Below are 14,289 nucleotides of genomic sequence, written 5' to 3'. Positions count from 1 at the left end.
CAAGCCACGCCGCCACGCCGAGAACCCAACACCACAAGCAAGATCAACTTAAGCTACGTGGCATTGGGTTAGAACCGGCCGTACCACTCACGACCAGGGAAAACCGGTGGCGCCGCCGCAGCGCGGCTTGAGAGCATCGGCGGCATGTCAACCATCGTCGTACCCAGGTCGTTGCCCGTCGTCGCCTCCGCGACGGCGAAGCAGCAGGCGACCCCGAGCCGGAAGCGACCATTTCCCGTGTCGTGACCGCCTCGTTCGTCGCGGGGCTGCTCGCCGGGTACGGGATCGCGCTGCCGGTCGGCGCGGTCGCGGCGTATCTGGTGGCGCTGACCGCGCGGAACTCGCTCAAGGTCGGTGCGGCGGCCGCGCTCGGTGTGGCCAGCGCGGACGGGCTCTACGCGCTCGTCGCGGTGGTGGGTGGCGCGAGCATCGCCGCGATCATCCAGCCGATCGGCAGCATGCTCAGGATCGCCGCCGCGGTCGTACTGGTCGGGCTCGCCGGTGCCGGTGCGGCGCGGGCGATCCGGGACTTCAGGTCCGAAGTGGACACTCGAACTGTCAAGCCGTTGACCGTGCCGAAGGCGTATTTCAGCCTGCTCGGGATCACGGTGCTCAACCCGGCCACGGTCGTCTACTTCGCCGCGCTCGTCATGGGCGACAAGGCGCAGACGGCCAACGCGGCCGTGTTCGTCCTCGCCGCTTTCCTGGCTTCGGCCAGCTGGCAACTGACCGTCGCCTGCGGGGGAGCGGTGCTGGGCAAAGTGCTGACCGGCCACAAAGGACGGCTGATCACCGCGCTCACGTCGAGCGCGGTGATCGCCTGCCTCGCGGTTCAGATGGTCGTGTAGTGCGAAGCGTCGCCTTCCAGCGACTCGGACCGCTCACCGTCGACGCCCACCGGGACATCGCCTGCCACGGTGACCCGGTGCAGGCGTCGCGGCAGGTCGTCGTAGTTGTCGATGGCGTAGTGCTGGGTGATCCGGTTGTCGAACAGCACCAGCTGATTCGGCTCCCAAGCCACCCGCACGATGTTCTCCGGCCTGGTCACGTAGGACTGCAGCAGCCGCAGGATGTCCCGTGACTCCGCTGTGGACAGTCCGACGATCCGCTGCGCGAAGCCGCCGATGTACAGGCCGCGCTCGCCGGTCTCGGGATGCACCCGCACGACCGGGTGTGCGGTGCGGAACTTCTGCGAGATGAAGACCGCGCGACGCGCCTTTTCCTTGTCACTCAAGGAAGGCTGAACGTAGTCGTAGTCATTCGTGTGCACCGCGCGCAGCGTGTCGGCGAACGCCCGCAGTGGCGAAGGCAGGTCGCGGTAGGCGGCCGCCGAGTTGGCGATCAGCGTTTCACCCCCGTACGGCGGCACGACGAGACTGCACAGCGTGCTGGCCTTGGGCGGCGCGACGACGAACGTCACGTCCGTGTGCCATTGGTTCGCCCGGCCTTCTTCGCTGTCCACCGGCAGGATCGCGGGCGCGCCGTCCACCGAGGGCACGGTCGGGTGCGCCTTGGTCAGCTCGCCGAACCGCGCGGCGAAGCGCAGCTGGCCCTCGTCGTCCAGCGAGACGTTCTTGAACACCAATGCTTTGTGCTCGTGCAGCGCGTCCTTGACGAACTGGACGTCGAAGTCGCCGGCGGGGTCGATGCCGATGATCTCGGCCCCGATCCGCCCGGTGATCTTCCTGATGTCGACGAGTGTCATGCCGCGTGCTCCTTGACTCGGGTGGTGGGCCGCGCGAGGCCGTAGTGCCCGCGCAGAGTGGAAGCGCTGTATTCGGTGCGGAACAGGCCTCGGCGCTGCAATTCGGGGACGACGAGGTCGACGAAATCGGTGAGTCCGCCCGGCAGCGTCGGCGGCATGATGTTGAACCCGTCCGCGGCGCCTGCCGTGAACCAGTGCTCCAGCTGATCCGCGACCTGCGCCGGGGTGCCCGCGAACACGCGGTGCCCGCGTCCGCCCGCCAGCCGCTCGATGAGCTGCCGGATGGTCAGGTTCTCGCGGCGCGCCAGGCCGGTGACCAGGTCGAAGCGGCTCTGCTGGCCCTCGGTGAAGGTGCCGACGTCGGGCAGTGGGCCGTCCAGCGGGTATCCGGCCAGGTCGTGGTCGAGCAGGTTCGACAGCTGCCGGACGCCGTACTCGGGCGTGATGAGCGCGTTGAGTTCGGCCTCGCGTTCCCGTGCCTCCGCTTCGGTCTTGCCGAGGATCGGGCTGATCCCTGGCAGGATCTTGATCTCGTCGGGAGTCCGGCCGTACCGCCCGAGCCTGGCCTTGACGTCGTCATAGAACGCCTTGCCCTCTTCGAAGGTCTGCTGCGCGGTGAACACCGCCTCGGCGTAGCGCGCCGCGTACTCCTTGCCGGTCTCCGACGAACCCGCCTGCACCAGCAGCGGATGACCCTGCACCGGGCGCGGGACGTTGAGCGGGCCGCGTACCTGGAAGTGCTTGCCCACATGGTCGATCGGGTGGATCAGGTCGGTGTCCGCGTAGACGCCGGTCGCTTTGTCGATCACCGCGGCGTCGTCTTCCCAGCTGTCCCAAAGCTTCTTGGCGACCTCGATGAACTCGGTCGCGCGCTCGTACCGCAGCTCGTGCGCCGGGCGGGCGTCGCGGTTGAAGTTGAGCGCCTCGTCCTTGCCTGCCGAGGTGACGATGTTCCACCCGGCACGGCCGCCGCTGAGATGATCGAGCGACGCGAACTTGCGGGCGAGGTGATACGGCTCGTTGTACGTCGTCGACGCCGTCGCGATCAGCCCGATGTGCTCGGTCGCGCCCGCCAGCGCGGACAGCAGCGTCAGCGGCTCGAACAGGTTGTGCGAGTTGTAGCGGACGTTGCCCCACAACGCGACCCCGTCGGCGAGGAACAGCGAATCGAGCTTGCCGCGCTCGGCCGTCCGCGCGAGTTCGACGTAGTGCCGCAGCGTCGTCGCGTGCTTCGGGTCGGTGTCCGGATGCCGCCACGCGGCCTCGTGATGGCCGTTCTGCATCAGGAACGCGTTCAAGTGCAGTTGTCTGGTCACGCCTTCTCCTTCGGGCGCCAAGCGGAGAACCGTCGTTCGAGTGCGACGAAGCCCTGGTTGACGATGAGACCGAGCACCGAGACCGCGATGATCCCGGCGTACATCTGGGGAATCTGGAAATTGACCTGGGTGTTGTTGATCAGATAGCCGAGCCCGGCCTTCGCGCCGACCATCTCCGCGGCGATCAGCACCAGTACCGAGTACGACGCGGCCAGCCGGATGCCGGTGAAGATCGTCGGCACCGCGAACGGCAGAATCACCTTCCGGAACAGGCGAGGACTCGACAGCCCGAGCGAGCGCGCGGCCCTGACCAGCAATGGATCGACTGAGTTGACCCCGGCGATCGTGTTGAGCAGCACCGGCCACACACAGGCGTAGACCACCAATGTGATCTTGGACAGCTCGCCGATGCCGAGCAGCAGGGTGAACACCGGCAGCAACGCCAGTGCGGCGGTGTTGCGCATCAGTTCCAGCAACGGGTTCAGGAAAGCCGCCACCGGGCGGTACCAGCCGATCAGCAGTCCTAACGGGACACCGATGGCCACCGCGATGACGAAGCCCGCCGCCGAGCGCCCGAGGCTCGCGGTCAGATGATCGGCGAGCTGGCCGTTGAGCACCAGCTCCCACAGTGCCGCCAGGTCTTCGGAAACCGGTGGCAGGAACGTCCGGGTGCTGTCGTCGAGCACATAGCGCGGGACGAATTCCCAGGCGGCCAGGAACAGGATGATGGCCGCCGAGCTGCGTGCCACCTTGCCCAGCGAGGAAAGCCCGGCCGGTTTGCGCAGCGCCGGAAGCGTGAGCGGCTTTTCCAGTGTCGCGGTCATCAGGCCGCCTTCCGTATCTCGTCGTGCAGTAGTTCCCAAAGCTGATGCCGATGGCGCACGAAGCCCGGCGACGACCGCACGTCCCCGGTCCGCTCGCCGAGTTCGATGTCGACGACCTCCTTGAGCCGCCCTGGCCGCGACGTCAGCACGGCGACCTTCTGTCCTAAGTAGACGGCCTCTTCGATGCCATGCGTGATGAACACGATCGTCTTGCCGGTCCGCCGCCAAATCCGGAGCAGCTCGTCCTGCAGCTGATCCCGCGTCTGCGCGTCCAGCGCGGCGAACGGCTCGTCCATCAGCAGCACGCCAGGGTCATAGGCGAGGCTCCTGGCGATCGCGACGCGTTGCTTCATGCCACCGGACAGCTCGTGCGGCAGCTTGTCCTCGAACCCGGAAAGCCCCACCAGGTCAAGGAATTCGCGGGCCCGGTCGGCGCGCTGCCGTTTGGTGAGCGACCCGCCTTCCAAACCGAACTCGACGTTGGCGCGTGCCGTACGCCAGGGGAAGAGCGCGTACTGCTGGAAGACCACGCCGCGGTCCAGTCCGGGCCCGGTCACCGGCGAGCCGTCGATGAGCACCTCGCCGGACGTCGGCTTGCTGAGCCCGCCGAGCAGGTCGAGCAGTGTCGATTTACCCGAGCCACTCGGCCCGACCAGCGAGAGGAAACTGCCGTCGGCGATGTCCAGCGAGACATCGTCCAACGCGGTCAGCGCGCCGAAAGTCTTGGTGACACTTCGGATGTTGATCATTTGGACCCCGCATAGGGGTTGAACTCGTTGGTGTAGAGCTTCTTGGCGTCGATCTTGTCGCTCTTGGTGAACCCGGACTGCTTGAGCCAGCCTTCCCAGAGCGTGTAGTCCTGGTCACTGATCAGGCCACCGCGGGTGATGCCGACGCTCTTCCAGTACTTGAGCGTGTCCGTGCTCTCGTTGCGGTGCCGGTTCTGGATGATCTTCGTGAACCGGGCGATGACCTCTTCGCGCGGCGTCGTGCGCTCCCACTCGATCGCACTGGCCACGGCCGAGACGAAGATCTTCGACGTCTCCGGGTACTTCTTGATGAAGTCGGTGCGCAGCACGTACGGCCCGCCGTTGTACGGCCCGAACGCCTCGACGTCGCTGACCAGCCTGCGCAGGCCGCCGCTCTCCGCGGCGTGGTCCTGCAGGATGCCGTTGAGCGCGCCGACGTCGACCTGCCCGTTGCGCAGCGCCTGCTCGGTGTTGACCGGCGGCAGCACCACCAGCTGGACCTGGTCCGTTTCGGCCTGGGTGAGCCCGCTGCGGAGCAGCCAGGTGTCGAGCGCGGCTTCGAGGTTCGCGCCGACGGTGTTGACCGCGACCTTCTTGCCGATCAGGTCACGCGGCGAGCGGATCGGGCTGTCTTCCTTGACGTAGAAGCCGAGGAAGGTCTTCTCGTCGGAGCCGTAGTAGTTGACGACCGCCTTGACCGGGGCGCCCGCTTCGATGAGCTTGACGACCGCGCCGGTGAAGGCGCCGCCGAAGTCGGTCTGGTCGGTCGCGGCCGACTGGATGTCCTGCGGGCCGCTGATCGTGTTGCCGACCCACTTGAGTTTCACCTGCCCGAAGTAGCCGAGGTCTTCGGCGAGCTCGGGTAGCGAGACGTTGTTCGCGGAGCCTTGGTAGCGCAGTTCGAGCTTCTCGGGCTGACCGGGTGCGCTGGCCGTCGCGGAGGTACCGCAGCCGGTCAGCGCCACCGCGGCCACGAGGACTGTGGCGAGCAATGGCTGGGTTTTGTTCACGCCGTCACTATTCGACAGCCGCCGATGGTGAGGCAACATTGCGCGGATTTGAACAAAAGAAATCTCAGGATGTGCGACGTGGTCCCGCGCTCAATGGATCTCGGTACAGTGCGTTCAGCAACACGGCACCGCCCGCCGTCGCCAGTTCACGGCCGGAAAAGCTTGATGGCACAACGGTTTTCGCCGCGTCGTCGCAGATCCACGAGCGGACGTCGACCTCGTCACGCAGCGCGGAAAGGCAACCGGGAACGTGGTGGACACTCTGATCGACGACGATCAGAATCTCCGGATTCAGCACGTCCAAGAGCAATGCCGCGGCCTGGCCGAGTAGCCGGGCGCGTTCATGGAATAGCGCGATGGAATTCGCGTCGCCTTTTTTCGCGAGGTCGAGCAATTCCGGAAAGGGAAGTCCGGCTTGACGGGCGATGGTCTGCTCCGAGACCGTCGCCTGCAGACACCCGGTCCGCCCGCAGCCACATGGCTCGGTGCTGTCGTCGACCGGGAGGTGCGCGACGGCGCCCGCCGCCGACCGGGGCCCGTGGTGCACGGTGTCACCGGTGGCGAAGGCGGCGTCGACGACGTTGCCCGCGAAGAGCTGCACCACGCTCGCCCGAGTGCGGGTCTGGCCGAGCAGTCGTTCGGCGTGGACGAGCGCGCGGGAGTGACTGTCCACCGCGACGGTGAGTCCCGTGTGCTCGGTCAGCAGGTCGCGCGCGGGCACGTCCTGCCAGCCGAGCAGTGGATGGTCGATGATCGAGCCGGTCTGTTCGTCCACCCAGCCGCCGGTGGCGACGCCGATGCCGTTCGGTTTCCCGAGGCCGAGCAGCGCGTCGGCGGCGCCGCGCAGCACGGCCGCCGGGTCGAGGCTCGGATGCGGGATCTCGCGCTGGACGAGCACGCGCCCGCGCACGTCGAGCAGCGCGACCGTCGCGAAGTGGACGGCGAGGTGGATACCGCCGATGACGTGGTGTGCGGTGTCGAGGTCGACCGGGACGTGCGGGCGGCCGATGGCGCCGCCGACCTCGGGCAGTTCACGCAGCAGGCCCAGCTCGGTGAGTTCGGCGGTGTGCCCGGTGACGGCGGCGGGAGACAGGCCGGTCCGGCGGGCGATGGTGCTGCGGGCGATGGGTCCGTGGTCGAGCACGGTGCGAAGCACGGAACTCGCGCTGGCGCTGCGCCGATGTGTCCTTTGTGGACCATCGCGCAGCGCCCGCTGAGAACCCATGGCGAAGATGGTTACACGCGTGCGCGGGGTTGCCTAGGACACGCGCAGGGTGCTCACCATGTGAGAGCTGGCCGAGAGGAAGCCGGGCACCGGCAGGTCGTCGCGGGTGAGCTGCTTGACCAGCCCCCGCTGACGCCACCACAGCAGCGTGGCGTGGTACATCCCGCGATAGGACGAGTCGTACCGCGAGGCCCAGATGGTCACCGTGCTGCTGACGTCGGTGCCGCTGACCGTGATCGACAGGGTCGGGGCGTGATCACGCTGGCGTGGCTGGAAGTTGAACGTGCCGGGGCCGGAAACGGGTTTCCAGTCGCGGAACTGCTGTTGGACGATGGTGCTCGCCTGCCGTGTTCCGGCGGGTGTTTCCACGTCGAGCTGTTGATGCGCTTTGGCCTGGATGTAGACCAGCGAACCAAAAACAGCCAGCGCGGTGAGGATGAGAACTGCTGGCAAGGGTGGACTCCTTTGTCCGTTTCCGTGCTCCCGTCCGCGGGGGTTGAGATATCACTCGCTCAAGGACAGGCGTTCGTTACGACCGTTACCGGGGATCGGCGGGGATGACGATCAAGTAAGGAGGGACCTGATCATTTCCGGGCCGGTCGGCGGAAAGGCGGACAGCTTAACTCTCGCGCTGACGGGGACTTGCTGGGGCACCCCTGAAGTGTGCGCGGGTGCTGGATGAATCTTGCGGCATTCCCCTCGCGGACACACGCGGGTTGCGGTGAAGGGTTCTTACGCTGCGCTGAACGGCTGAACGGGTGGTACTTCCACGACCGAGTGATAAATGATCTTCCCGGCGGCACGTGCTTGGGCGACCATTTCGTCCGCTCCGGCGGAGGGTCCGCCGATCCGCACAACGGCGTCGCAATACCCGAGCAGCCGTTCGGCGATGGGATGGAAGATCTCGTCGAAAACCTCGTCCCCCACACGGGTGGAGCCGGCGAGTGCGACGAGCGGCAAGGCCAGATCCTCCCCGGTGACCGGCACATGTCCGGCGCGGAACAGGGGCAGCGCGGCCTCGTGCATCGCGGCGACGTTGGCCGCGAGCTTGGCCGGGTCGTCGCCGGTGCCGGAGCGGTACGGGCCTGCTACCAAGATCATCATGAGGGTCTCCTATGCCAAGTGGACGGTCGTGCCCGCGTCACGCAGCGCGTCGAGCGTGCGCGCGCCGACCGGGTGGGTTTCGGGGTCTTCGGCGGCACGGTCGGTGACGAACTCGGCGGCCGCGTCGAGCCCGGCGATCCGGCTGAACGCGCGCGTGCCGAGTTTCGTCGCGTCGGCGACCGCGATCGTGCGCGAGGCTCGCTGGAGCGCGAGTTGTTTCACGGCCGAATCCTCGAGTGAGAATTCGGAATAGCCGTCCTCGGCGTGAACTCCGCCCAGTGAAAGCACGAAACAGTCGAAACTGAGTTCGCTCAGCGCGCGCAGCGTTATCGGTCCGACCAAAGAACCTTCCGCGGGCCGCGGTTCTCCGCCCAGCAGAAGGAGCCGGACCCCGGGAACGTCGGTCAGTCTGGTGGCCGCCTGCAGGCTCAGCACGCCGACGGTGACCGGCGCGCGTTCGGCGAGCGCCGCGGCGACGTGGACGGTCGTCGTGCCCGCGTCGAGCAACACGGTCTCGCCTGGCCGGATCAGTCCGGCGGCGAACGCGCCGATGCGGGCTTTCGTCGCTTCCTGCCACTTCGCGCGGGCGGCGAAGCCGGATTCGGGCTCGCGGGTCGCGGTCGCGGCGCCGCGGATCCGCTGGAGCAGGCCTTGGGCTTGGAGCGCGTCGAGATCGCGGCGGACGGTCATCTCGGACACGCCGAGCCGGTCCGCGAGGTCGGTCACGGAGATCCGGCCGGCGGCCTGGACGAGGCGGAGGGTGACGTCGAGTCGATCGGCTACCGGCACTCCCGATTTCTATCACGAGTGTGTGCGAAGTGGGAGATCTCTGTTCGTTAGAAAACTGGTCAGAGCTCTTGTCAGATGAGGATTTTCGAAGCTACTGTGCGGTAGGTCACTGCGGCGGTGCGCTGACCGGAGGGAGCCTCGACGATGCTCGATCGGATCGGCGCCACGTGCCACTCGCTGTCCGTGCTGGTCAAGGCCGGGATGGTGGAGGTCAGCCGTCCGGACCTCGCGCTGGCGTCGCTGCGGGCGGTGCGCGGGCTCGGGCCCATCGCGGGCGCCGCGAAGGTGTCGGCCCGCCGCGATCCGGACGCCGTCGCGATCATCGACGAGCTCGGTCCGGTGACCTACGGCGAGCTGGATCGCCGGTCCAACGCGCTCGCCAGGGCCTGGCTCGCGCACGGGTTCGGCGCGGATTCGGTCATCGCGGTGCTCAGCCGCGACCATCGCGGCGTCGTCGACGCGATGCTCGCGTGCGCCAAGCTCGGCGCTCGCCTGCTGCTGATGAACACCGGCTTCTCCCGCCCGCAACTCGCCGGCGTCGCACGGCGCGAGGGGGTCTCCGCGCTGGTGCACGACGAGGAGTTCGCGGACCTGCTCGCTGACGTCGACGCCGAGGTGCGCCGCTATCCCGAGTCGATCGTGGAGGAACTCGTCCACGGCGACGAGCGGGATCTCAAGCTGCCGCGTGAGTGCGGCGCGCTGGTACTGCTCACCAGCGGGACCACCGGAACGCCGAAGGGCGCGCCACGCCGGGTCCGCTCGCCGCTGGCCGCCGCGCAGTTCCTCGAACGCATCCCGCTGCGCCGCGGCCAGACCATGTACGTCGCGGCGCCGACCTTCCACGGCACCGGGCTCTCGCAGTTCATCCTGGCTTTCGCGCTCGGGATGACCGTGGTGTTCCGCAGGCGGTTCGACGTGCGCGCCACGCTCGAAGGCATCGCGAAGCACCGGTGCGACGTGCTCGTGGTGGTGCCGACGATGTTGCAGCGGATCGTCGACTTCGGCGGCTTGGGCGACTACGACACGTCCAGCCTGCGAATCCTGTTCAGCGCGGGCTCCGCGCTGGGCGCCGATCTGGGCAACCGCGCGACCGCGCTGTTCGGCGACGTGATCCACAACCTTTACGGCTCAACGGAAGTCGCCGTCGCCACCATCGCCACGCCCGAGGACTGGCGCGCCGCGCCCGGCACGGTCGGCAAGCCGCCGCGAGGCTGTCTCGTCCGGCTCTACGACGACCAAGGCAGTGAAGTGACCGAGACGGGAACGCGTGGCCGGATCTTCGTCGGCAGCGGGCTCGCGTTCGACGGCTACTCGGGTGGCGGGAACAAGGAGATCATCGACGGGCTCATGTCCAGCGGCGACGTCGGCCATTTCGACGACGGCGGCAGGCTGTTCGTCGACGGCCGCGACGACGACATGATCGTCTCCGGCGGCGAGAACGTGTTCCCCGCCGAGATCGAGGACTTGCTCGCGTCACACCCGGCGTTGCTGGAAGCGGCCGTCATCGGGGTGCCAGACCGCGAGTTCGGCCAGCGGCTGCGTGCGTTCGTGGTGCCGTCGTCGGAGATCGACGCCGACACGGTCAAGGCTTACGTCAAGGGAAATCTCGCTCGCTACAAGGTTCCGCGTGACGTCGTGTTCCTCGGCGAACTGCCGCGCAACGCGACCGGGAAAGTGCTCCGCCAGAAGCTCCGCGACTACCAGGAAGGTGTTCCTCAATGAAGAGGCTCCTCGCTGTGCTGTGTGCTGTGCTCTTAGTGTCCACAATGGCCGCCCCGGCGATGGCGGCCGCGCCGCCTCCGCCCCAGAGTGATCCGTTCTACAGTCCGCCAGAGGGCTACGAGTCTCTCGCGCCCGGCACCGTGCTGCGATCGCGTGAAGTCGGGGTGTCGGCGTTCGCCACACTACCCCAGAAGGTCCAGGCCTGGCAGCTGCTCTATCGCACGAATGACGCACTCGATCATCCACAAGCGACGGTCACCACAGTGCTGCTGCCGTGGGGCGCGAAGCCGAGTTCATCACGCCCACTGCTCAGCTACCAGGTCGCCGAGGACAGCGCCGCGCCGCAGTGCGCGATCTCGTATCAGCTGCGGCAGGGCGCCGGTAACGACAACATCGTCGCGCAAGCGGAGATCCTGCTCATCGACGCCGCGGTCCAGCAGGGCTGGGCGGTGAGCGTGCCGGACTACGAGGGGCCCAAGAGTGCTTACGTGGCAGGAAATCAGGCCGGTCACGCCACTTTGGACGGTATTCGTGCCGCGCAGAACTTCACCCCGCTCGGACTGAACGCGCAGACTTCGGTCGGCCTCTGGGGTTACTCGGGTGGTGCGCTCGCCTCCGGCTGGGCGGCGGAAATGCAGCCGTCCTACGCGCCCGAGCTGAACATCAAGGGTGTCGCCGAGGGCGGCCTTCCGGTCAACCCGGCGAATGTCCTCAAAGGAGCGAACGGCGGACCGTTCGCCGGGATCGCGATGAGCGGCATCGCCGGGCTCAGCGAGGCCTACCCGCAGCTGGCCGAGTTCCTGGACGCGAACCTGACTGCCGAGGGCAAGGCCGCGCTGGCCACGGCCAAGACGCAGTGCAACTCGGGGAACGCGACGACGTTCGCGTTCAAGGATCTGTACAAGTACTTCACGATCCAGGACCCGCTGAGCCAGCCGGTTCCGCAGCAAGTGCTCGCCGACGTGACCATGGGCAAGGCCGCACCGACCGCGCCGCTGTTCATCTATCACTCGGTGAACGACGAGCTGGTGCCCAGCGCGGACACCGACCAGATCGTGCGGGACTACTGCGCGGACGGCGCTCGCGTGAAGTACCAGCGTGACCTCCTGAGCGAGCACATCATCCTGGTCGCGACCGGGGCCGCGGACGCGTTGAACTGGCTCAAGGATCGGCTCTCGGGCAAGCCCGCTCCGTCCGGATGCAGCACCAAGACCGTGCTGTCTTCGCTGCTCTCGCCGACCGCGTTCCTGACCTTCGGTTCCGTGCTGTACCACGACTTGCTGGCGCTGTTCGGCCGTCCGATCGGGTAGTCGTCCGGCCGTGGATGTGGTGGGCAGAACTGCCCCTCACTTCATTACGGGACTCGGATCGGCGTGAACGGAGACGCCTGGCCGTCCAACGTGCAGAGTCTTCCATTCATGAAGATCAATTTCTGGAGTCCTCTATGGACACTCGCTGAAGCATGCCGGGGTCGTGAGCATTCCCGGCGGTTCTATTGCCAGGAAACCAAATATGGCGTGGCCGGACCGACTGACCGCACAAACGCCACTCATGCAACGTTGAGCGTTGCATACGCCCCGTTCATCCCGTCTTCAAGTGCCTGAATCCTCCTTGCGTCACCCCACCTCCGCCAGGCCCCACCCGCCTTGGCGGGTGGGGTGACGTACGCGGATGGACGACGCGCGTGCATGGGTGGACGACACGCCGACATGCCGGCCAAGGCGTGGCGGCGGCTATCAGTCGGTGCCGGCGCGCACGGCCCCCGCGAGTTCGACTGGGCCAGGGGCGAGATCCGCAATTGCTGGCGAGCAGCTCGGGGGAGGGGGCACTGGCTTCTCGCTCGCTGTTCGATCTCTGACCCGACCGAGATCGCCTACTACATCTGCTACGGACCGCACTCACGAGTCGTGGATGGATCAGTCCGCCATGGAGATGTCGAGGCCCAGCGATCCGCCTGTGCCTGCCGCTACGCCAAGCTTTCCCTTCAAGTGCATTTTCTTGTCGTCCTCCCGCTTCCAACTGCCTTCCGCGGTGCCTGCGGTACCGACCATGCCCTCCGGCTGAGCCTTGATCTTGAACGGCCCGATGGTGTACTCGAACTCAGGCAACGCGGCCTTCGCGGCGGCTCCGACTTCAGCCTTGGCCTCGGCACCCTTCGGGCCGACCTCCAAGTTTCCCCCGGCTTTGAAGCCAAGGGACGCTTCAGGCACTCCGGAAACGACCAGTGGCCCACCCGTGTTCGGCGCCTCCGGCCCGGACGTGCGGACACCGAAGAAGCCTTCGCCTCCCATCTTGAACCCGCCGCCTTCCTTGAGGTCGATGAGCCCGGCATCGAATTTTCCGTCGGCGCCGAAACTGACCTTTCCGAGCTCCTGGCCGTCAGCGGTAAGGATCCTTCCTTTCCGGATCGGCAGTTCTCCTTCGGCGCCGAAAGTCCAGTCATCATCATCTTTCGGCTTGATGACCTTCCCGTTGGGTTCTGCGGGATCCGGGGCATACCTCAAGCTCCGGTTGAAAAGCCAATTGAACCCGTCACATTCATGTCCATGGCACCACGGCCAGTTCCAGTTGATGCCCTGCCCTGGAACGGAGAGCGCACTGATCGGCGCGACCGGAAGAATCCGGGAGGCAGCCCGGCTCGCGTTGGCCGCGGCGGCCGCGTTGCCTGCCGTGACCCTACCTGCCCTCTGCTCACCCGGCGGTGTGGCGAGATCTTTCTCTTTCTGAAGCTGCCTGGCCGCGCCGGGGTTCCGTTGCGCCTCCGCACCAGCTCCCACCCGTACCGCCCGGTCCACGACCTTGAGCGTCTCACCGGTGATGGGGCCGATACCGGGGATGACCCGGACTGCGTTCGCGGCGTTGTCCAGCTGCGCGGCCGCGGGCTGCTTGCCCCCGGCGGAACCGACACGACTCGGCCCCATGAATTTGTTGGCCTGCTGTGCCGTTCCCGGCTTCGCGGACTGCGCGAGGTTCCTCGCCGCTTCCACTGAGTTGAGGAGCTTGCCTCCAGGCATCAGCTTGAGCTTCTCCAGCTCATTCGAAGACAGCCTGCTGGGGGTGCCCGGCTGCGTTTTTCCCCGACCGTCGGCGTTACCCGCCTTCAGTGACTTGCCGAGCTTCTCAAGTTCCTTCGAGGTCGGCTTGCTCTCGAAGGGTCTGTTGCCATCTATGGCAAGTTTCGCGGCGTCCCTGCTCGGTTGTGTTTTTCCGCTACTGTTACCCAGCTTAAGTGACTTCCCGAGCTTCTCAAACTCCTTCGAGGCCGACTTGTCCCCATTGGTACCGCCACCACCCATGGTCAGCTTCGTATTGTCCTTACCCTGTTTCGCTTTCCCGTCGCCGTTACTCGAATTCAGTGACTTCCCGAGCTTCTCGAACTGCTTCGAGGACGAGTCCTTGTCCTTTTTGGTCTTCCCGTCATTATTGCCCGGCTTCAGTGACTTCCCAAGTTTCTCCAGTCCGCTCGAAGACGACTTTTCCTCGCCAGACTTTTTCCCACTCACATTTTGCACGGCACTGCTTTTGGTGGGCTGAGCCTTTCCCTTGCCATCGGTGGGCGCCGGCTGCGTTGGTTTCACCGGCTTCGGGGCCGCCGCGGGCGTGGCTTGCACTGGCGCGGGTCGCGCTTTGCCGCCGGCGTCGACCGCCACCGGTTTGGCCTGTGCGGGCATCGCGCCGAGCACCCCGAACGCCACCGCCAGAAAACCGCCGGACACCGCGTATTTGAACACATTGCTCATCCGCGGACTCCCCTTTCGCTCGTCGTTCGTGCGGGCACCCGTCCGTCGCCCGCTACTCAGGCGACCTCCTTGACCGCAGCAAGGCAGACAGCATCCGCCAAACCG

At 66.7% G+C, this 14,289-nt stretch carries 13 protein-coding genes and 1 pseudogene; 4 read left to right on the top strand and 10 right to left on the bottom strand.

Features of this window, described 5'->3' with window-relative positions; translation table 11 throughout:
• The first annotated feature begins 242 nt into the window (after positions 1–242).
• The gene (locus ACFV15_RS17510) at positions 243–848 is read left to right on the top strand and encodes a LysE family transporter (RefSeq protein WP_378351491.1); all 606 of its coding nucleotides are present in this window, start codon (positions 243–245) and stop codon (positions 846–848) included.
• Here ACFV15_RS17510 and ACFV15_RS17505 read toward each other — a convergent pair.
• From ACFV15_RS17505 to ACFV15_RS17465, 9 genes are all read right to left on the bottom strand, one after another.
• The gene (locus ACFV15_RS17505; protein ID WP_378351490.1) at positions 833–1,705 is read right to left on the bottom strand and encodes a TauD/TfdA dioxygenase family protein; all 873 of its coding nucleotides are present in this window, start codon (positions 1,703–1,705) and stop codon (positions 833–835) included. The genes ACFV15_RS17510 and ACFV15_RS17505 overlap by 16 nt on opposite strands.
• Complete coding sequence (locus ACFV15_RS17500; RefSeq protein WP_378351489.1) at positions 1,702–3,021, bottom strand: LLM class flavin-dependent oxidoreductase; 1,320 nt, start codon at positions 3,019–3,021, stop codon at positions 1,702–1,704. The genes ACFV15_RS17505 and ACFV15_RS17500 overlap by 4 nt, the downstream gene beginning before the upstream one ends.
• Entirely contained in the window at positions 3,018–3,845 is an 828-nt protein-coding gene (locus ACFV15_RS17495) for an ABC transporter permease (protein WP_378351488.1), read from the bottom strand. The genes ACFV15_RS17500 and ACFV15_RS17495 overlap by 4 nt, the downstream gene beginning before the upstream one ends.
• Positions 3,845–4,594 carry an ABC transporter ATP-binding protein gene (locus tag ACFV15_RS17490; RefSeq protein ID WP_378351487.1) on the bottom strand — a complete coding sequence of 250 codons (750 nt, stop codon included), beginning with the start codon at positions 4,592–4,594 and terminating at the stop codon, positions 3,845–3,847. Before ACFV15_RS17490 ends, ACFV15_RS17495 begins: the two co-directional genes overlap by 1 nt.
• Complete coding sequence (locus ACFV15_RS17485; protein WP_378351486.1) at positions 4,591–5,604, bottom strand: ABC transporter substrate-binding protein; 1,014 nt, start codon at positions 5,602–5,604, stop codon at positions 4,591–4,593. Before ACFV15_RS17485 ends, ACFV15_RS17490 begins: the two co-directional genes overlap by 4 nt.
• Before the next feature lie 64 nt (positions 5,605–5,668).
• Entirely contained in the window at positions 5,669–6,829 is a 1,161-nt protein-coding gene (locus ACFV15_RS17480) for an ROK family protein (RefSeq protein ID WP_378351485.1), read from the bottom strand.
• A gap of 33 nt (positions 6,830–6,862) precedes the next feature.
• On the bottom strand, positions 6,863–7,282 hold the full coding sequence (locus ACFV15_RS17475) for a hypothetical protein (protein WP_378351484.1): 420 nt from the start codon (positions 7,280–7,282) through the stop codon (positions 6,863–6,865).
• A 279-nt stretch (positions 7,283–7,561) separates the two neighbouring features.
• Positions 7,562–7,933, bottom strand: coding sequence for a DUF4406 domain-containing protein (locus ACFV15_RS17470; RefSeq protein ID WP_378351483.1), 372 nt, complete (start codon positions 7,931–7,933; stop codon positions 7,562–7,564).
• A gap of 9 nt (positions 7,934–7,942) precedes the next feature.
• A complete protein-coding gene (locus ACFV15_RS17465; protein ID WP_378351482.1) occupies positions 7,943–8,722 on the bottom strand; it encodes a DeoR/GlpR family DNA-binding transcription regulator in 780 nt (259 codons plus the stop codon).
• 144 nt (positions 8,723–8,866) lie between these two features.
• Here ACFV15_RS17465 and ACFV15_RS17460 point away from each other — a divergent pair, with 144 nt between their 5' ends.
• The 3 genes and pseudogenes from ACFV15_RS17460 to ACFV15_RS17450 form a co-directional block, all read left to right on the top strand.
• Positions 8,867–10,444, top strand: coding sequence for an acyl-CoA synthetase (locus tag ACFV15_RS17460; RefSeq protein ID WP_378351481.1), 1,578 nt, complete (start codon positions 8,867–8,869; stop codon positions 10,442–10,444).
• A complete protein-coding gene (locus ACFV15_RS17455) occupies positions 10,441–11,754 on the top strand; it encodes a lipase family protein (RefSeq protein ID WP_378351480.1) in 1,314 nt (437 codons plus the stop codon). The genes ACFV15_RS17460 and ACFV15_RS17455 overlap by 4 nt, the downstream gene beginning before the upstream one ends.
• 393 nt (positions 11,755–12,147) lie before the next feature.
• Positions 12,148–12,339: pseudogene (locus ACFV15_RS17450) on the top strand (IS701 family transposase); the annotation flags it as partial.
• A gap of 21 nt (positions 12,340–12,360) precedes the next feature.
• On the opposite strand, the gene ACFV15_RS17445 reads toward ACFV15_RS17450, so the two are convergent.
• Positions 12,361–14,184: a hypothetical protein gene (locus ACFV15_RS17445; RefSeq protein ID WP_378351495.1), complete on the bottom strand. Its 1,824-nt coding sequence runs from the start codon at positions 14,182–14,184 to the stop codon at positions 12,361–12,363.
• Positions 14,185–14,289 lie beyond the last annotated feature (105 nt).

The sequence above is a fragment of the Amycolatopsis sp. NPDC059657 genome, from assembly GCF_042734395.1.
GTDB lineage: Bacteria > Actinomycetota > Actinomycetes > Mycobacteriales > Pseudonocardiaceae > Amycolatopsis.
Note: the sequence above shows the minus strand (reverse complement) of the source record. Positions and strands in the feature narration are given on the sequence as shown.